The organism is Peribacillus sp. B2I2 (assembly GCF_041261685.1).
GTDB lineage: Bacteria > Bacillota > Bacilli > Bacillales > DSM-1321 > Peribacillus.
The window spans coordinates 1,263,004-1,281,129 of the sequence record NZ_JBGCCB010000001.1; the positions used below are offsets into that span (position 1 = coordinate 1,263,004).

18 protein-coding genes are annotated in these 18,126 nt (G+C 40.3%); 14 read left to right on the forward strand and 4 right to left on the reverse strand.

Going from position 1 to position 18,126, the window contains the following annotated elements; genetic code table 11:
• Positions 1-73 precede the first annotated feature (73 nt).
• On the forward strand, positions 74-253 hold the full coding sequence (locus ABIE66_RS06415) for a YjzC family protein (protein ID WP_061462081.1): 180 nt from the start codon (positions 74-76) through the stop codon (positions 251-253).
• Between the two features lie 52 nt (positions 254-305).
• Here ABIE66_RS06415 and ABIE66_RS06420 read toward each other — a convergent pair whose 3' ends face one another.
• Complete coding sequence (locus tag ABIE66_RS06420; protein ID WP_370014230.1) at positions 306-1,064, reverse strand: IclR family transcriptional regulator; 759 nt, start codon at positions 1,062-1,064, stop codon at positions 306-308.
• A gap of 412 nt (positions 1,065-1,476) precedes the next feature.
• On the opposite strand from ABIE66_RS06420, the gene ABIE66_RS06425 reads away from it, so the two are divergent.
• The 5 genes from ABIE66_RS06425 (at position 1,477) to clpB (ending at position 8,199) form a co-directional block, all read left to right on the forward strand.
• Complete coding sequence (locus ABIE66_RS06425) at positions 1,477-2,424, forward strand: fumarylacetoacetate hydrolase family protein (RefSeq protein ID WP_370014231.1); 948 nt, start codon at positions 1,477-1,479, stop codon at positions 2,422-2,424.
• A 1-nt stretch (position 2,425) separates the two neighbouring features.
• The gene (locus ABIE66_RS06430) at positions 2,426-2,917 is read left to right on the forward strand and encodes a DinB family protein (RefSeq protein ID WP_370014232.1); all 492 of its coding nucleotides are present in this window, start codon (positions 2,426-2,428) and stop codon (positions 2,915-2,917) included.
• A gap of 32 nt (positions 2,918-2,949) precedes the next feature.
• The gene (locus ABIE66_RS06435; RefSeq protein ID WP_289324114.1) at positions 2,950-4,062 is read left to right on the forward strand and encodes a cupin domain-containing protein; all 1,113 of its coding nucleotides are present in this window, start codon (positions 2,950-2,952) and stop codon (positions 4,060-4,062) included.
• 126 nt (positions 4,063-4,188) lie between these two features.
• Complete coding sequence (locus tag ABIE66_RS06440) at positions 4,189-5,388, forward strand: FAD-dependent monooxygenase (RefSeq protein WP_370014234.1); 1,200 nt, start codon at positions 4,189-4,191, stop codon at positions 5,386-5,388.
• 228 nt (positions 5,389-5,616) lie between these two features.
• Positions 5,617-8,199 carry an ATP-dependent chaperone ClpB gene (clpB, locus tag ABIE66_RS06445; RefSeq protein WP_370014235.1) on the forward strand — a complete coding sequence of 861 codons (2,583 nt, stop codon included), beginning with the start codon at positions 5,617-5,619 and terminating at the stop codon, positions 8,197-8,199.
• A 74-nt stretch (positions 8,200-8,273) separates the two neighbouring features.
• On the opposite strand, the gene ABIE66_RS06450 is transcribed toward clpB, so the two are convergent.
• Positions 8,274-8,465, reverse strand: a complete 192-nt coding sequence (locus ABIE66_RS06450; protein WP_289317470.1) for a YjzD family protein — start codon at positions 8,463-8,465, stop codon at positions 8,274-8,276.
• A gap of 292 nt (positions 8,466-8,757) precedes the next feature.
• Here ABIE66_RS06450 and ABIE66_RS06455 point away from each other — a divergent pair, with 292 nt between their 5' ends.
• From ABIE66_RS06455 to ABIE66_RS06465, 3 genes are all read left to right on the forward strand, one after another.
• Positions 8,758-9,480 (forward strand): alpha/beta fold hydrolase, encoded by a 723-nt coding sequence (locus ABIE66_RS06455; RefSeq protein WP_370014237.1) that lies wholly within the window; start codon positions 8,758-8,760, stop codon positions 9,478-9,480.
• Between the two features lie 102 nt (positions 9,481-9,582).
• Positions 9,583-10,416 (forward strand): Rossmann-fold NAD(P)-binding domain-containing protein, encoded by an 834-nt coding sequence (locus tag ABIE66_RS06460; protein ID WP_289336101.1) that lies wholly within the window; start codon positions 9,583-9,585, stop codon positions 10,414-10,416.
• Between the two features lie 267 nt (positions 10,417-10,683).
• Positions 10,684-10,866, forward strand: coding sequence for a ComZ family protein (locus ABIE66_RS06465; RefSeq protein ID WP_034314525.1), 183 nt, complete (start codon positions 10,684-10,686; stop codon positions 10,864-10,866).
• Positions 10,867-10,907: 41 nt separating this feature from the next.
• On the opposite strand, the gene ABIE66_RS06470 is transcribed toward ABIE66_RS06465, so the two are convergent.
• Positions 10,908-11,129 (reverse strand): hypothetical protein, encoded by a 222-nt coding sequence (locus ABIE66_RS06470; RefSeq protein ID WP_370014238.1) that lies wholly within the window; start codon positions 11,127-11,129, stop codon positions 10,908-10,910.
• Positions 11,130-11,330: 201 nt separating this feature from the next.
• Between ABIE66_RS06470 and ABIE66_RS06475 the strand changes: the two genes are divergently transcribed.
• The 4 genes from ABIE66_RS06475 to ABIE66_RS06490 all read left to right on the forward strand — a co-directional run bounded on the left by ABIE66_RS06475 (position 11,331) and on the right by ABIE66_RS06490 (position 15,320).
• Positions 11,331-12,266: a beta-ketoacyl-ACP synthase III gene (locus tag ABIE66_RS06475; protein ID WP_289324120.1), complete on the forward strand. Its 936-nt coding sequence runs from the start codon at positions 11,331-11,333 to the stop codon at positions 12,264-12,266.
• A 48-nt stretch (positions 12,267-12,314) separates the two neighbouring features.
• The gene (gene fabF / locus ABIE66_RS06480) at positions 12,315-13,553 is read left to right on the forward strand and encodes a beta-ketoacyl-ACP synthase II (protein WP_289317465.1); all 1,239 of its coding nucleotides are present in this window, start codon (positions 12,315-12,317) and stop codon (positions 13,551-13,553) included.
• A gap of 132 nt (positions 13,554-13,685) precedes the next feature.
• A complete protein-coding gene (locus ABIE66_RS06485) occupies positions 13,686-14,456 on the forward strand; it encodes a DUF2268 domain-containing putative Zn-dependent protease (protein ID WP_370014239.1) in 771 nt (256 codons plus the stop codon).
• 108 nt (positions 14,457-14,564) lie between these two features.
• On the forward strand, positions 14,565-15,320 hold the full coding sequence (locus ABIE66_RS06490) for a YjbA family protein (RefSeq protein ID WP_034314514.1): 756 nt from the start codon (positions 14,565-14,567) through the stop codon (positions 15,318-15,320).
• Positions 15,321-15,356: 36 nt separating this feature from the next.
• On the opposite strand, the gene trpS is transcribed toward ABIE66_RS06490, so the two are convergent.
• Complete coding sequence (gene trpS, locus ABIE66_RS06495; protein WP_289324123.1) at positions 15,357-16,343, reverse strand: tryptophan--tRNA ligase; 987 nt, start codon at positions 16,341-16,343, stop codon at positions 15,357-15,359.
• Between the two features lie 588 nt (positions 16,344-16,931).
• Between trpS and ABIE66_RS06500 the strand changes: the two genes are divergently transcribed.
• Entirely contained in the window at positions 16,932-18,077 is a 1,146-nt protein-coding gene (locus ABIE66_RS06500; protein ID WP_370016991.1) for a putative glycoside hydrolase, read from the forward strand.
• Positions 18,078-18,126 lie beyond the last annotated feature (49 nt).

Below are 18,126 nucleotides of genomic sequence, written 5' to 3' on the forward strand. Positions count from 1 at the left end.
CCTTAATTTTTCTGACATGAAAGAAAGGAACCTGGTAATAATAACAAGGAAAGCATGTAAAGGGGTGAAATCTATGGGGCAAAATCGTCAATTCAAGCCAGGTCAGAAAGCGCCTAACAATGGGACCTACGTAGAAATCGGTGAAACTGGCAGCACGGTAGTGAATCCGAAAATGGTAAAACTTGATGCAGGGGACGCTTTTCCTGAAACATCCAATCACAACCGGATATGGACATATCAGCGAAAGCCATGAAAAATCTAAAAGCAGGAAAAAGGAATGATTTCCATCCTTTTTCCTGCTTTTCTCATTCAGCGGTGTAACCGAATATTTTCGAGATCTCCAAATAGCTCTTTCTTAAATAGTGGCTTAAGGGATCATCGTAATGATCTGGAATGCTTTCGGTGAATCCAACGGCAGTGATCGCTCCCAATAATTCTGAATTATAATTAAAAACCGGGATGGACATCGAGGAAACAGAAGGTACAAGAGGCTCTTTGGCAAAAGCGATCTTGTATTTCCGAATATCATGATATTCATTTGTTTCTTTCAGGAAAGGCCCGGTAACATTACGATCTTTTTCAATCCAGTCCGCTGTCAAGGAAGAATCCTGAAAAACAGTGAATACTTTACCTGAAGAGGATGATGGGGGAAGACGCGTACCCAACTGGGCCCCGATGTTCAAGTTTTGGTTGGAATTCCATATTTTTGCCGTGATTGGTCCATCGTATGTCCAAACGGAAAAAAGGACTGTGCAAGAGGTATTGTGACTGATTTCCTGTAAATAAGGTGTTATTCTGCTCGTGATGTCCTCATTTCCTATGGCTGCCATGCCATATTGAATCAATTTGCTCCCAAGGTGATACATACCGGTTGTCTTATCACGATATAGTAACTCCAGTTGAGTCAATGTATTCAAATACTTATATAGGTTACTTTTCGTTATGTCCGTTAATTCTTGAATATCAGAGAATCTTAACGGATTTCTTTGGGAAGCAAGTAAATCTATGATGCTCATCCCTATTTGTAATGATTGAATCGTCGAACCGGATTTTACGATTTCCATAAGTCAATCTCCCTAATCTGTTTTAATTTAGGTCTAGTATATCAGAATCTGTAAAATTTAAATGAAATTAAAGTAAGAAAAAATCAGCCTTGAAAGCTATCAATATACTTTATTATTAATAAATGAATTTTTTGTCTATTTCATAAATTTTCCAATTGGATTCAGAAGAACTCTTAATGGTGTAAATGATAACATTTTCACAAAATTATTTACAATACTATCTTGACAATATTCCGAAAATTAAGTTATCATTTATATAAATAGTGAACTAAGTTATCTATAAGTGAATTAATGAGATGGGCATTTATCATTCATATTCTGGTTTGTGAAGTTAATCCAGCAGAAATGGCCCACAAACAAAGAACTAAAATCAGCTTTATAAAAAATCCAGATTAATAAAGGAGAATGGAATATGAAATTAGTAACTTTCAGCAGTCAGGGATTTAAACGTATTGGTGCAATTTACCCGGATAATGTAATAGTGGATTTGAACTATGCCTATCAAGCGCTTCTTGAAAGCGAAGGGAAACTCCGCAGTGTACAAATCGCTGAAGCGTATGTCCCTGCAACAATGGAGGCATTTTTACAGGGAGGGAATGAAAGCCTTTCCATCGCGAAAAAGGCTGCGGATTATGCATTGAACAATCGTGATTCCTTCAGACATAAAATTGTACATGAAATTGAAAATATAAAGCTTGAGGCCCCTATCCAAAAGCCAAGCAAAATTATTTGTGTCGGACATAACTACCGTGAACACATTGCTGAAATGGGTCGCGAATTGCCGCCATTCCCTGTGGTATTCGCAAAGTTCGCCAATACAGTAATCGGTCCCCAGGATGATATACCGTTTTTCCCAATCTCTGAACAACTTGATTATGAAGCGGAATTCGCTTTTGTAGTCGGACAAAGGGCACGTAATGTTTCAAAAGAAGATGCTCTTGATTATGTAGCTGGTTATACAATTGCGAATGATGTTACGTACCGTGATATCCAACGGCGTACACTTGAGTGGCTTCAAGGGAAAACGGTTGAAGGAAGTGCTCCGTTGGGGCCTTGGTTAGTCACTTCCGATGAACTATCCGATCCATCTGGCTTAAATGTCCGATTAACGGTAAATGGTGAAGAACGCCAAAAAACGAACACATCCAACTTCGTATTCGATGTGAAGTATTTAGTTGAATTCTTATCGAATTTAATGACTCTTGAACCAGGTGACATCGTACTCACAGGAACACCGGGTGGGGTAGGAGTAGCCCGTGATCCACAAGTGTTCTTAAAAGATGGTGACGTTGTCAAAATCGAAATCGACAAAATAGGTTATCTTGAAAACCGTGTGCGACTAGTCGGGGAGGGAAGATAAAATGGCTTATCAGGAAATTGGGATATCAATCCAATCGGTTTACCAATCAATCGACCACATTCTTGAGACAGCGGCAAACCTCCCGGAGGAAACGATCAGATATAAGCCTGCAGATGATGAATGGTCAATCATGCAGATACTTTCCCATTTAGCTGAGGCCATCCCTTATTGGTTAGGTGAAGTGGAAACTGTAATAACGATGCCTGGAGCCAAATGGGGGCGTGGCTTGCAAGATCCAGCCCGATTGGCTGCCGTTACCCATACTGACAAACTTGCTGTTGATGATGTCTTGAAACAAGTGGAGGAGCTTAAATATAAAGTGGAAAGCAGGCTCGGGAATTTAGATGAAGAAACACTATCTAGAGAATCGCCACACCGAAATTTCGCAAAATTCGGAAACAAACCCGTTTCTTATATTGTGGAACACTTCATCGATGAACATATTTCAGGACACTACGATCAAATTAAGCGAAATCTTTCTAAAATCCAGTGAGAAAAGATAAAAAAAAGAAAGTTGGGATTAATATGGCTGAAAAATTGGAATACATGAATAGTGCAATCGTAAAGGATTTTACAAAGGATATTCAGCAGTATAACCTTGGGCCTCTGTGGGAAGCCATTCCCGCTCTGATGGACCATGAACCTAAACCTCATGCCCATGCTTATTTATGGAAAGAAGAGCTTTTGACTAAAAAGTTGATGGAAGCAGCTGAAATCTTCACACCTGATCGAGGAGGGGAGCGGAGGGCCATTTATTTTCAAAACCCAGGCTTAACTTATCGTCAGCCTTGGGGATGGGCTTCGACAACACAAACGCTTTATGCAGCGGTTCAGCTATTGTTGCCTGGTGAAGTGGCTCCTTCCCATCGTCACTCTCAAAGTGCCCTTCGTTTCATTACAAATGGTGAGGGTGCCTACACCATCGTGCAAGGAGAAAGGATATTCATGGAAGAAGGGGATTTCTTGATCACGCCAAAAAACCTATGGCATGGTCATGGTCATGTTGGAGAAAAACCGATGATTTGGATGGATGCCCTTGATATCCCAACTATCTATTCAATAGGTGGCACTTTCTTTGAACCATACCCAGACCGGGTTGAAACGCCTAAACGGCCTGATGATTTTTCAGAGCTCCGTTATCAAGGCGGAATGGTTCGTCCGATATCCGATCGTTATTCACAAGTGGCACCGCTTGCCAACTACAAATGGAAAGGCACCAAAGCAGCGATAGAAGGATTAATGAACTTCGAACCAGATCCATTTGAAGGTTTTGCTGTGGAATATATCAATCCTTCAAATGGACAAACGGCAAATCCGACGATGGGGGCATGGATGCAGAAACTGCCAAAAGGATTCCATACCAAAGCACATCGCCATACCCATTCCACAATCTATCAAGTGCACCAAGGTTCAGGCTATACGGTCATTAATGGAGTGCGTTTTGATTGGTCCAAGGGAGATTATTTCGTCGTTCCGAATTGGGCTTGGCATGAGCATGTTGCAGAAGCCGATTCTTACTTATTCTCGGTAAACGACCTACCAATAATGGAGAGATTCGATTTGGAACAGCAACAGGCATTAGACACAAACAATGGTTACCAAAAGGTTGAAAGTGAATTCAAGCCTGTTTTGGTTTGAAAATAATCGGTTGAAACTTTCAGAATGATCCTAATGAATATATAGAATGCCAGTTGAATGAAAACGCTTACTATGGTATTGGTCCACAACATTGGCTAAAAGCTACTTATATAGGGGGAATTGATGATGAACACAGAAAAAAAAACATTCATCGTTATCGGTGGGGGAATTGGCGGATTGGCAACTGCTTTAGGAATCGCAGAAACTAAACAGTATGTAAAGGTCCTTGAACAAGCTCCCGAGTTTGGTGAAATTGGTGCAGGAATTCAGCTTGCCGCAAATGCAACCAACGTATTAAAGCGTTTAGGCGTCATGGAAAAAATCAATGAAATAGCAGTCTTTCCAAAAAGATTGGTACTGATGGATGCTTTTTCTGGAAAAGAGCTTTCAGCTTTGGATTTAGGTGATGTTTATAAAGAAAGATATGGAGCGCCTTATATTGTTTTGCATCGTTCCGATTTGCATAAAGTACTGGCTGAGGCCTGTGATATGAACCCGTATATTGAACTGGTAACGAACCAAACCATTATTGAAACAGTAGAAAATGAGGGTGAAGTGACGGTTACTTCTGCCAACGGGTCCCAACATTCAGGAACGGCTGTCATTGGAGCCGATGGATTATGGTCCAATGCACGGAAACTGTTTGTTGAAGATCAACCGGTCTGCTCACAATATGTTGCATACAGAGGAGCGATTCCGATGGAAGAGGTTACGAGTCATGGAGATTTAGATGATGTATATATGTGGATTGGACCAAACCTTCATCTTGTTCAATACCCGGTTAGAAGGGGAGAACTATACAACCAAGTGGTGGTCTTCAAAAGTTCTCAATACACGGAAGAAAACGAAAAAACAGATCAATGGGGTACCCCCGAAGAAATGGATCATGTATTCGCCGGAACTTGTGAGCTTGTTCAGAATGCAATTTCATTCATTCAACGGCAACGCCGCTGGCCAATGTATGACCGTTTACCAATTGATAATTGGACAAAAGGGAGGATTACGCTAACGGGCGATGCTGCACATCCGATGCTTCAATACTTGGCACAAGGGGCTTGCCAGGCTTTAGAAGATGCAGCTTATATGGCGGATATGCTTCATAAGCATGGGAATGACATTGAACAGGCATTTTTGGACTACCAAGAGGAACGGATTCCGCGTACGGCGAATGTTCAAAACAGCGCTAGAATGTGGGGGGAAATCATCCACAATGAGACCGATGCCGGAATTCTGCTCAGAGATACAATCCTTACAGGTCGCACGGATAAGGATTTCAAATTCGTCGATGAATTTCATGGTTATAATAAAATGGCCGTGAAAGCATAAAGCTGATTCGTTTCATAAAAATCTTATGATGGGATGTAATGAATTTACAGATGGGTTTTGCCTTTCTTCTTTATGAAGAAAGGCTTTTGCCGTTCATCCTCCATAATTGCATTTTTATAACATTCCTTTACATGGGGAGAATTAGAAGTATAATGAAAATATAAAGGTCAAACTTGGTCAAATTAAGAGGGGTTTCGTTCATGAAATAGATGAATGGGAGGTTTTAAGATGGATATTAATAAAATGACGGAGAGAACCCAACAGGCAATCATTGGCGGCCAGGAGCTAGCTAAAGATAGAGGGAATCCCGAGCTGACGGAGCTTCATTTATTAAAGATTTTAATGGAACAGGATGAAAGTTTATTAATCAGGATTTTATCGGAATCTGATAAACCGATGAATCAATTTGATATAGAGCTTAATAGGGAACTGGATCGATTACCGGAAGTGAGCGGAAGTGTTTCCCAGGTTTACATGTCATCCTCCTTACAGGGAATTTTGACCGCTGCCGAAAAAGAAATGCAGATGTGGGAAGATGAATATTTATCTGTCGAACATATACTTCTTGCGTCGTTGCAGGTCAATAAAACGAATGTAAACAGGCTTTTTTCATCATATGGGATTGATTATGATAAAGCAAAACAGGTTATAAACGATATAAGGGGGAATCAACGAGTGACTAATCAAAATCCTGAAAGCACATATGAGGTACTTAAAAAATACGGCAGAGATCTCGTTGCTGAGGTTAAATCAGGGAAGGTCGATCCCGTAATCGGTCGAGATACGGAAATCCGTAACGTCATTCGGATACTATCACGTAAAACGAAAAATAATCCTGTATTAATTGGAGAACCTGGAGTTGGTAAAACAGCCATTGTCGAAGGGTTGGCACAAAGGATCGTGAGAAAGGATGTGCCGGAAGGATTAAAGGACAAGACCGTTTTTTCACTTGATATGAGTGCGCTTGTCGCAGGGGCAAAATTCCGCGGTGAATTTGAGGAAAGGCTAAAAGCGGTGTTGAATGAAATCAAGAAAAGTGACGGCAAAATCCTTTTATTCATTGATGAATTGCATACAATTGTCGGGGCCGGAAGAACGGATGGCGCGCTTGATGCCGGGAATATGTTAAAGCCGATGCTTGCACGAGGGGAGCTGCACTGTATCGGTGCAACAACCCTGGATGAATATCGACAATATATTGAAAAGGATCCGGCTCTTGAACGCCGTTTCCAACAGGTTCTGGTTCCTGAACCGGATGTGGAAGATACGATTTCAATTTTGCGTGGATTAAAGGAACGGTTTGAAATTCACCATGGCGTCAGGATACATGATCGGGCGATCGTTGCAGCCTCTGTCCTTTCGAACCGATATATAACGGAGCGATTCCTACCGGATAAAGCGATAGATCTTGTGGATGAAGCTTGTGCGATGATCCGAATGGAAATCGATTCAATGCCCTCCGAGTTGGATGAAATCACGAGAAAAGTCATGCAACTTGAAATTGAAGAAGCGGCCTTGAAGAATGAGGAGGACCCTCAAAGCAAAGCAAGGCTGGAAGTGCTTCAAAAAGAACTATCAGAACTTCAGGATCAAGCGAATAGCATGAAGTCCAAATGGCAAATGGAGAAATCAGCTCTTCAAAAGGTGCAGGATCAACGTGAAGAGCTTGAGAAACTGCGCCATGAGCTGGAACAGGCAGAGAATGACTATGACCTTAACAGGGCAGCAGAACTTCGGCACGGAAGGATTCCACAGCTTCAAAAAGAATTGGAAGCAATGGAAGATGAATTGGAAAAGGAAAAACAGGAATCACGGTTACTTCGCCAAGAAGTGACTGAGGAGGAAATTGCCTCGATTGTTGCAAGGTGGACGGGGATTCCCGTAAGCAAGCTGGTGGAAAGTGAAAGGGAGAAGCTGCTTCGCCTTTCTGATATCCTGCATGAACGCGTAATAGGTCAGGGAGAAGCGGTGGAACTAGTATCCGATGCTGTTTTACGGGCAAGGGCTGGAATTAAGGACCCCAACAGACCGATTGGTTCATTCATTTTCCTGGGGCCGACTGGAGTAGGTAAAACTGAACTGGTAAAAGCTTTGGCAGAAACGCTATTCGATAGTGAAGAACATATGATCCGAATCGATATGTCGGAATATATGGAGAAACATTCCGTGTCCCGCCTTGTTGGTGCACCTCCTGGATATGTTGGTTTTGAGGAAGGCGGCCAACTAACGGAGGCAATTAGGAGAAACCCATACTCAGTGGTATTATTGGATGAAATTGAAAAGGCGCATCCTGAAGTCTTCAATATTTTGCTGCAAATGTTGGATGATGGTAGGATAACGGACTCCCAGGGCAGAACAATCAACTGTAAAAATACAGTGATCATCATGACTTCCAATATCGGTTCCCATTTCTTGTTGCAGTCCAACCTGATGGATGGTGGAATTGAAGACGAAATAAAAGATCAAGTCTTTAAAGAATTAAGAGGGCATTTCCGTCCGGAATTTTTGAATCGCGTAGATGACATTGTTTTATTCAAACCTCTTACGAAACAGGAAATCGTTGAAATCGTAGAAAAAATGGTTCAACAATTACAAGTAAGGTTAACTGAACAAAATATTATCCTGAACGTCACTGAAGCGGCTAAGGAATTCATTGCGGACCAGGGATATGATCCGGTATATGGGGCCAGACCATTGAAGCGATTCATCCAAAAGCATCTTGAAACGAAAATCGCCCGTAAGATCATAGCTGGGACAGTTGGACTGGAAATAACGATTGATTATGATCATGATGAATTGGTCCTCATATAAAATGTAGTTTACCCGAAAGCAAAGTACGGTATAACAAAAAGGACATCCTAAAAAGGATGTCCTCTTTTTGTTTCTTAATGTTGATGAGAGTCTTTTGCTGGCCCAGCAGGCATGATAGCAGGGATGATACAAATCAGGATAGCAGCAGCTACTCCTAAAATCGTCCCCTGCGCAGCATCGTATGAAACTCCGATCATGGAAGAAACAACATATACAGTCATATGCACTAATAAGAATGTCCAAAAAATTGTCCAAGCATAACGCATCGAATTTCACCTCATTCCACTACATTCATTTTTATCTTACCATAATTAATATACAGTTAAAACGTGTTTTTAATAATAACCTTTAAATAATTCATTACCTTAAATCATAAGAGAACTTTTCAGGCAGTCTAGTTGGTACCTATGTGAAAAGGGAAATCCTGGGGATTAAATAAAAAAAACCATCCCAGCTTGGTTAATTTAAGATAAGAAGTTAGGCGTTACCACTGACCCTTTCTATTTTTCGTCATAAATTAATATAGTAGTAGTAATATTCCTTAAAGGAGTTAGACCGATGGAACAACGAATTTTTCAAATTGATGACCAATGGAATATCATCTATTATCCAGAGCGGCCCAGTGGTTTTTCCGTAATGGTAATTGGAGACCGTAGTCATTTTGTCGAAAAAGACAGCAGCTTTTGGCTGCAGCATCCAGGCAGGTTGCGGATATTGGAATATTTAAAGGAATACGGATACACGCTATTCTCATCCAATTTTCACGGAGCCAACTGGGGCAGCCCTAAAGCAATGGACCTTTCCCTTAACCTATATATCCTTTTCATGAAAAAAGAAATAGTCAATCAAAGGTTTCATATATTGGCAGAGGGGACAGGCGCGCTCCTTGCCTTAAAGCTAATGAATGAACTTGGAAATAAAATACGTTCTGTCGTATTAATCGATCCGGTTTTTTCCTTGAAAGCTCAACTGGAGAAAGAAAAGGAAAATAAGTTCTTCTATAAAAAGTGGCTGTCCGAGGTCGCTGCTGCATATGAGCTCGATCCGGCAGAATGTGAACAGCATATTCTGGACACTGATGATACAGTGATCGCTGAGAAAATCCCCATGAAAGTGATTCAGGTTTTTGGAAGCATGCGGAAAGAGCAAGCCTCCCTTTATCGGGAAATCCAACTGGCTAGGAAAGCAGACTTGCAGCTGACTTATTTATTGCCTGAAAAACGTTATAAAATCCCCTATCAAATACAGAAGTTTTTCAATGAGAATGAAGAGTCTTTATGAGAATGGATATATTTTCACAATAGTTTGCATACGATACAGCATCTAAAAAAACTAGACGTGTCGAGTGAAATGGGCTTGATGGCATACGAGGAGGCTGTATTTATGCAAACATACATTGTCATTGGCACTTATCAATTTGTGGGATTCCATGTAACTCAATATTTTTTGAACCAAGGTGAAGAAGTAATCGGAATTGATTGGGCTGATTCCGAAGCAAGTCGATATATTATGGAAGAAAAGGAACTTGAAATAGGTAGAAGTTCGAACTATATATATTTTCCGATAAATAAACTTAAATTATTGGATATTTCACAGCAGGACACTGTTTTCATATCTTGTTACGATATTCAAAGCGGAAAAACGGGTAAAATCGATTTTCTTATAGGCGAAATCGTTTACTTCATTGAAAAATGCAAAAAAAATGGATCTAATCAAACGCCAAATTTTGTTATTTTCATGCCAATTGAAGGAGATGTCAGTATTTTTCAGTCCATTTTAAACTCGATCGAAGGAATTGATTCTGCAAAAATCATATTTTTACCGACCATTTATGGACCTTGGCAACCGGAAGGCATGAGCTTTGAGGCTGGAATCAATCAACTTGGTCAGTCAGATATCAAAGCGGCAATCGCTAACGAATATACCGGAGATGCCCTCTTCATCACTGATTTTGTGAATGATTTGGAAGCAGTGCTTACCTCCACTTCCGATAGGGCCATCCAATTGTGCAGCAGTATTGATGATCATTGGAATAAATGTGCCAAGTTAATATTTGGTGAAACTATGGATTCATTCATTTCCCAACCAAAAACTAAAATCAATAAAGGATCAATATTTGAGGTGCACAGCAAAATGGACCCGGAAGAAGGCATTGCTCTACAAAGAAAACATAATAAAAGATTAAATTTACTTAAAGAGTGGAGAAAGCGTGATTAACGGGGAGATGCCCTTAATGCTTAAATTCGAAGGAATATATAAAACCGAAAGCTTCGTTATTTGGAAAGGACAAAACTGTATATTTGCCTCTACCCTATAAGTCTTGTACTATAATGTTCAAGGATAGGAATAAACGTCAAAAGATATTCATGATTTTATATTTGCGCCCTTTACGAAAGGGACAAGTGGAATTATGATAATATTGAGCTTTATTTGGGCATCACAATGATCAATTGATGGTTATTCAAAAGATAGGGGGAAATGCAAATGAGTTCAGATAAAACTCTTGAATTTATGGGGATCGCCATGAAGTACTTCCCAGAGGCTAAAGCGAAGCTTGAAGCAAGCGGGATTCCATTCTCAATGGAGATGGCAGAGCCATTCATGGAGCTCTTTAAAAGCGTGATGCAAGAAGCTTATGAGCTTGGAAAACAAGATGCTCAGCGTTAATTGAAGGTAGGCTGTCCGGGTAAAAGGGCAGCCTTATTTTTTTATTCTTTTTTCAAGAACTTGGCGATCAATGGGCTCAGGTTAATTTTATCGATGGCCGGTTTGTATTGACTGTATAAGCTCATCAAAGTTTCAACACTCTCCATCAATTGCATGTAATCAATCTTCGATTCCTCTTGCTCAGGTTCAGCTTTCCTGCCAAACATCAAATTCGAAAAATGATCATCCTGGGTTCCCTGGTTGTTGCGATTGAAGATGTCCACAATAAATTCCTCCTATCTCCTTTTATTTATAATGTATGTCCCCAATTTCCCCTGGCATAGGCGCTTGTCCGACTTCGGAAAGAGATTTCTTTAGCTATTCAAATTGTTAACTCTTGCAAGGAAGTGTTTTTTTATATAAAATTAGTACCAGGTAATAATAGATGCTTATAATAACTCATTAAAATATAAGGGGATGGCAAGATGAATGCTGGTATACTTGGGCTTGGCCGCTACTTACCCGACAAAATCGTTACAAATGCGGATTTAGAGAAAATTATGGACACTTCCGACGAGTGGATCCGGACTAGGACGGGTATTGAGGAAAGAAGAATTGCAAATGATGATATTGATACATCAGATATGGCTTATGAAGCCGCAAAAGCTGCATTGAAAAATGCGGAAATTTCTGCTGATGAGATAGATTTAATTCTTGTAGCTACTGTTACGCCTGATCAGTCGTTTCCTTCTGTCGCTTGCATGATTCAAGAGAAATTGGGAGCGATGAAGGCAGCTGCAATGGATGTAAGTGCTGCGTGTGCCGGTTTTATGTATGCAATGATCACGGCACAGCAATTTATTAAGACAGGTGCATATAAGCATGTGTTGATCGTCGGTGTTGAAAAACTTTCGAAAGTAACCAATTGGGAAGACCGCAATACTGCTGTACTTTTTGGTGACGGTGCGGGTGCAGCTGTACTTGGACCTGTATCGGAAGGCAAAGGGGTCCTTTCCTTTGAATTAGGCGCAGATGGAACTGGCGGGAAGCACTTATTACAGGAAGGAGATTTCATTCATATGAATGGACGTGAAGTATTTAAATTTGCTGTCCGTCAGATGGGGGAATCCAGCCTGGGTGTATTGGACAAAGCTGGTTTGACAAAAGAAGATGTCGATCTGCTTGTCCCGCATCAAGCAAACATACGCATTATGGAAGCTTCAAGGGAACGCTTGGGTCTCCCGCTTGAAAAAATGACAAAAACGGTTCATAAATATGGAAATACTTCTTCAGCGTCCATTCCAATGGCCCTTGTGGAAGAAATGGAAGCAGGAAGAATCAAGGACAATGACTTAATCGTCATGGTCGGTTTTGGTGGTGGCCTTACATGGGGAGCGATCGCTCTTAGGTGGGGTAAATAAAAGAAGTAGCAAAACGTAAGAGCTTTAAAATAGGAAGGAGCCATTTTAATGACTAATCGTCGTGTAGTTGTAACAGGTATTGGAGCAATCTCACCAGTTGGTAATGATGCAGAAACTGGATGGAAGAATATAATCGAGGGGAAATCAGGAATAGGGCCTTTAACTCGTTTGAATGCTGAAGAATTCCCAGTTAAAGTGGCTGCTGAAATCAAGGACTTTGATATAGAGACTTATATTAATCGTAAAGAAGCGCGTAAGATGGACCGTTTTACCCATTATGCAATTGCAGCATCCGTTATGGCCTATAATGATAGTGAGCTGAAAATAACGGATGAAAATGCAGCACGTATCGGGGTCTGGATCGGTTCGGGTATCGGCGGGCTGGAGACTCTTGAGACACAGCATGAAAACTTTTTAAACAGAGGGTATAAACGGGTGAGCCCATTTTTCGTACCGATGATGATTCCGGACATGGCAGCTGGCCAGGTATCTATCTTACTGGGTGCTAAAGGAATCAATTCATGTACGGTAACAGCCTGCGCAACAGGAACAAATTCAATTGGTGACGCGTTTAAAGCCATTCAACGTGGCGATGCCGATGTGATGATCACAGGTGGAGCCGAAGCGCCAATAACAAAAATGTCGGTTGCAGGATTCTGTGCAAATACTGCTTTATCGACCAATCCTGATCCACAAACTGCTAGCCGTCCTTTCGATCTTAACCGTGATGGTTTCGTAATCGGCGAAGGAGCTGGAATCATCGTTCTGGAAGATCTTGAACATGCATTGAATAGAGGAGCCAAGATTTATGCCGAAATAGCTGGTTATGGATCAACTGGAGATGCCTTCCATATTACCGCTCCGGCACCAGGTGGAGAAGGCGGGGCAAGAGCGATGAAAATTGCTATTGAGGATGCAGGTTTGAATCCGGAAGACATCCAATATGTGAATGCCCACGGAACGAGTACGCCTTACAACGACAAATATGAAACGATGGCAGTCAAAGAAGTCTTTGGCGACCATGCTAATAAACTTGCAATAAGTTCCACTAAATCAATGACAGGCCATATGTTAGGGGCAGCAGGCGGTGTGGAAGCAATATTCACGATTCAGGCAATCAGGGACAGCATTTTGCCTCCAACCATCAATATTGAAACACCGGACCCTGAGTGTGATTTGGACTATGTCCCGAATCAAGCAAGGAAGGGCGAAATCAATGCCGCCATCAGCAATTCACTTGGATTCGGTGGACATAACGCTACTATTCTTTTCAAGAAATATCAATAAAACAAACAGAAGGAAGAGCAGATCTTTTGAGATCTGCTCTTTTTGTGTTGAAGGGAAAATGCAGGATATAAAATGTGTCATTCAGCTTTTTTAAATCATACGATAGTCAAAAGAAGCGGAGGTGTATGGGAAATGGGGGTCATTTCAACTGATGAATGGATGAGGAAGGATTTCAACCACCCGGTCCAGATGATGGAAAGACTTAAAAGCACATTCAACAATACGCTTGATGCGGATATGATTTATCATCATTTATTAAAGCATGGCATGTATTCGCCGAATCAAAAAACGAAACTCACATGGGAAGACTTAAAAGAAAATAATGTATGGGAAAAAACACAAAGCCTGTTCACATCTTATAAGAAACTATGGGGAGGGCCTGATGTTCCCATATTTATTTTTCCGCTCATGTCTTCTGGGATATGGAAGAAAACAGTTGAAACAAAGTCAGGGTTGGCATTTGAAGATAAACTATTCCTTTTTTACGACAAGGGTATAGCTGAAAAGGAAATGGAGGCCCTGTTGATTCATGAATATCATCATGTCTGCCGATTGCATCACTTGAAAAAGGACCAAAAAGAATTTACTCTCCTTGATACGATGATCATGGAAGGGCTAGCGGAACGAACGGTGGGAAAATATTTAGGAACAAAATTTTTAGCGAAATGGACTAAGTTATATCAGGAAGATAAACTACGAGAATTTTGGAGCAAACATTTAGAGGAAAAGCACATGATAAAGCGTACAGACCCTCTTCATGATGTGCTTCTGCTTGGAACGAAAGGATACCCATATATGCTTGGATACTGTAGTGGCTATTACCTAGTGAAAAATTACGAAAAACTCTCTGTGAAAAAATCATTCATTATTCAATCTGAAAAATTCTTATCAATAAATAGCTAATATATACGTTCTTTTTTTATTAATCTGTTTTCTAGAATAGGAATAAATTGTATGGTTCCTGCCTATACTGATTGACAAACAGAAATTTGTTTAAGTGAGGGATGAATGATGTTATATCTTCATGATGTATGGGTTAACTGGTTTGAAGGAGAAGAAAACGGCTATAATATTTGTCATTTTCATGAATGGAGGAAGGATGATGGGATCGAACTACTAGATCAAGTTCCTTTGTTGAAAGTGTCATCAACATTGTTCCACTACATAGAAAACGACTTGTCAGAATTACCTAAGCCATTGCTGAATGACGTGTATCAAAAAGCATATGCAAGGAAAAATCATGAACGAATTCAGCTTGACTATTGTTTTATCGTGACTGATGGAAATGGAATTTTAGCTGTTGATACGATAGGGTATCATATTCCGATCAGGAAAAGCAGAATAATTCCCCGGCAGGAACAAATTGTTTATGACATGATAGAAAACCATGATGAGATGGATTACACCTTTACTGAAAAACCTACATCTGAGAAAGAATATCATATTTTGTCGCCGTCTCCCTTATTCATGAATGGGTTGACAAGAAAAGAAAGACAGCTTAAGCAATTACTATTCATGGCCATGGACCAATTATTCACGGCGAAAAATACTGCTGAAATCCGCTATTGGTATACAGAATGGGCCCCTGAAAAATATGAAAGCATTCAAGAAATGGATTTTCAGATAGCTTGGCTAGAGTTATATGAAGAAATGAAGGAAGGCTGGTCAGAGAAGCACCTTCAACTTTGTGAAAATTTGGTGAAGGGGCAGCCTTTTTTTGAAAAGCTTTGGCAAGTGGAAGCTGGCGATAGCCCATCGATATTATGAACAAAAAAAAGACGATCCGATGAGGATCGTCTTTTTTTATCTCTTTCTGCCAAGTCCCATGCCATTATACATTTTTCTGATCATTTTATTGGCTTCAATGTTGGCTTTTTCTGCACCGCGGTCCAGAATTTCATCCAATTCAGGCGAATCGATTAATTCATTAAAGCGTTCCTGGATTGGTAGGATTTCTCCAAGTACCACATCAGCCAGATCACCTTTAAAGTCGCCATAACCTTTGCCTTCATACATCTCTTCAATTTCTGAATAGGTTTTTCCACTGAAGATGGAGTAAATGGACATCAGGTTGGAAACTCCGGCTTTGTTTTCCTTATCGTAACGGACAATACCTTCGGAATCGGTAACTGCGCTCTTGATATTTTTTTCGATTTGCTTCGGATCATCCAATAAGGCAATCGTTGCCTTTTTGTTAGGATCCGATTTGCTCATTTTCTTGGTTGGTTCTTGAAGGGACATGATACGTGCCCCTTCTGTAGGAAGGCTGATTTCCGGGATTTTGAAAATATCATTGTGCTTTTTATTGAAGCGTTCAGCCAAATCGCGTGTCAATTCAAGATGCTGTCTTTGATCTTCCCCGACAGGAACGACATCCGTACCATAAAGGAGAATATCGGCAGCCATCAGCGGCGGGTAAGTAAGAAGTGCTGCTGATACCCCTTCTTTGCCAGCGGATTTGTCTTTAAATTGGGTCATTCTCTCAAGTTCACCAATATAGGATATACTCTGTAAAATCCAGCCTGCCTGAGCATGCGCAGGTACCTCTGATTGAATGAAGATGGTATTCTTTTCAGGGTCTAGACCAATGGCCAAATATAAAGCGGCCAAAGTTTTAATGCTTTTCCTTAACTTAAGGCGATCTTGTGGAACTGTAATTGCGTGCTGGTCAACAATACAAAAGAAACATTCATATTCATTTTGTAAGTTAACGAATTGTTTCATGGCTCCGATGTAATTTCCTAAAGTAACGGAACCGGATGGCTGAATGCCGGAGAAAATCCTTTTCAACTGCTAGTCACTCCTTTAAATGCGTTTATTGATAAATGGATATTCGCTCTTCATTATTGTAAGGATAAATAGAAAATGAATCCACTTTCTTTGAAAGAAATGTGCGTGAAGCCCATGAAAGGGAACGCTCATTTAAATCTTGTGGAGGGCCGTTTTGTCCAGTATCGATGCCATTCTGAGAATACGAATTGTCCACTATAACTGTATTTTAGCATTTATTCATATTAAATGTATAATCGAATCGGCAATCAAGCAAAAGTACGGATTTTCCGTTTCCTTTTTTTTGATTATGGAAGAAATGAAAGACTCAAGGAAAATCAAACCGTTTACTATATTTCACTATGAGCAGATGATTTTAGGGAAGGATACATACAAGGGAATACAGTGCTGAGGAACGTATTTCCACCTATGGGTTTTAAGATATAAACTTTGTAAGGCGGAGTTTTTTAATTATTTATAATATATAGGAGTAAAATTAATTGTTTGTGGTATTAAAGAAAGGGGTTTATTATATTTGTTGAATATTGATGACTGATGGCGAATGAGGTGGAGAAAATGAAACCAATGTGTAAATGGTTGATGACAGGTATGTGCATATTCCTGATTCAACAGCCAGTTCATGCGGAAGGCATGAACGAAACCAGGCAGGTAGCATTAGAAAATAAAGATTTGCCTGAGAGCGTACCGCGTTTTGTTTTTGATTCGGGGTTGAAATTCGACTATCCGGATGCTGTGCGCGGAATATATGTGACAGGGCCTGCAGCGGGTGGCAAGAAAATGAATGAACTTATTAAATATGTAGATGAAACCGATTTGAATGCGATGGTCATTGATATTAAGGATGACTTGGGGAACGTTACTTATCAAACCGAAGATCCAGATTCTCCATATGCTGGGATTGGTAAAGACTACATAAAAAATCCAAGGGTAATGCTGAAAAAAATGGAAGATAAACAGATTTATCCGATTGCAAGGGTAGTCGTTTTTAAAGACTCCCTTCTGGCCAAAGAGAAGCCTGAATTATCTTTTTTAGATGACGAAAAGGTATGGAAGAATGGTCGAGGGGAAGCCTTCGTTAACCCATTCTTAAAAGAGGTGTGGGATTATAATGTCGGTATTGCCATTGAAGCTGCAAAGATGGGTTTTAAAGAAATTCAATTTGACTATGTCCGTTTTCCCGAAGGATTCGAAAACAAGGAAGATGATTTGAAATATGATGTCGGTGAATATGATGAAGCGAAAGTAAGTCATACAGCCAAAAGGGTTCAGGCAGTGACGGATTTCGTAAGTTATGCGAGAAAACAACTGGAGCCATATGATGTGGAAGTATCAGTGGATATTTTTGGATATGCTGCTACATTGCCTGAAGCTCCCGGAATTGGGCAAAACTTCACAAAAATCTCTGAGAATGTCGATGTAATTTCCTCCATGATCTATCCAAGTCACTGGACATCTTATTTTGGTATCGATAAGCCTGATTTGGAGCCGTATGATCTCGTTAAGGAATATGCGAAATTGGAGAACGGGAAGCTGAAGGAATTAAAAACGCCACCTACTTCTAGACCTTGGCTACAAGATTTTACTGCCTCATATTTAGGGGAGGGGAATTATCAAAGGTATGGTAAGGAAGAAGTGGAAGCCCAAATAAAAGCATTGAATGATAATGGTATTGATGAATACTTATTATGGAATGCAGCAAATCGATATACAAAGGGAGTAGACTATACCCCATGAAAAAATGGATGACCTAGGAATATCCTTCCGGTCATCCAATTTCTCTCTG

Excerpts from the sequence above, each read along its gene's own strand:
- ABIE66_RS06455 (WP_370014237.1), top strand. The coding sequence starts at position 8,758 with ATGGAACAACGAATTTTTCAAATTGATGACCAATGGAATATCATCTAT.
- fabF (WP_289317465.1), top strand. The coding sequence starts at position 12,315 with ATGACTAATCGTCGTGTAGTTGTAACAGGTATTGGAGCAATCTCACCA.
- ABIE66_RS06450 (WP_289317470.1), bottom strand. The coding sequence starts at position 8,465 with ATGCGTTATGCTTGGACAATTTTTTGGACATTCTTATTAGTGCATATG.
- ABIE66_RS06465 (WP_034314525.1), top strand. The coding sequence starts at position 10,684 with ATGAGTTCAGATAAAACTCTTGAATTTATGGGGATCGCCATGAAGTAC.
- ABIE66_RS06415 (WP_061462081.1), top strand. The coding sequence starts at position 74 with ATGGGGCAAAATCGTCAATTCAAGCCAGGTCAGAAAGCGCCTAACAAT.
- ABIE66_RS06440 (WP_370014234.1), top strand. The coding sequence starts at position 4,189 with ATGAACACAGAAAAAAAAACATTCATCGTTATCGGTGGGGGAATTGGC.
- ABIE66_RS06490 (WP_034314514.1), top strand. The coding sequence starts at position 14,565 with ATGTTATATCTTCATGATGTATGGGTTAACTGGTTTGAAGGAGAAGAA.
- ABIE66_RS06475 (WP_289324120.1), top strand. The coding sequence starts at position 11,331 with ATGAATGCTGGTATACTTGGGCTTGGCCGCTACTTACCCGACAAAATC.
- ABIE66_RS06420 (WP_370014230.1), bottom strand. The coding sequence starts at position 1,064 with ATGGAAATCGTAAAATCCGGTTCGACGATTCAATCATTACAAATAGGG.
- ABIE66_RS06485 (WP_370014239.1), top strand. The coding sequence starts at position 13,686 with ATGGGGGTCATTTCAACTGATGAATGGATGAGGAAGGATTTCAACCAC.
- ABIE66_RS06425 (WP_370014231.1), top strand. The coding sequence starts at position 1,477 with ATGAAATTAGTAACTTTCAGCAGTCAGGGATTTAAACGTATTGGTGCA.
- clpB (WP_370014235.1), top strand. The coding sequence starts at position 5,617 with ATGGATATTAATAAAATGACGGAGAGAACCCAACAGGCAATCATTGGC.
- ABIE66_RS06430 (WP_370014232.1), top strand. The coding sequence starts at position 2,426 with ATGGCTTATCAGGAAATTGGGATATCAATCCAATCGGTTTACCAATCA.
- ABIE66_RS06435 (WP_289324114.1), top strand. The coding sequence starts at position 2,950 with ATGGCTGAAAAATTGGAATACATGAATAGTGCAATCGTAAAGGATTTT.
- ABIE66_RS06460 (WP_289336101.1), top strand. The coding sequence starts at position 9,583 with ATGCAAACATACATTGTCATTGGCACTTATCAATTTGTGGGATTCCAT.
- ABIE66_RS06500 (WP_370016991.1), top strand. The coding sequence starts at position 16,932 with ATGTGCATATTCCTGATTCAACAGCCAGTTCATGCGGAAGGCATGAAC.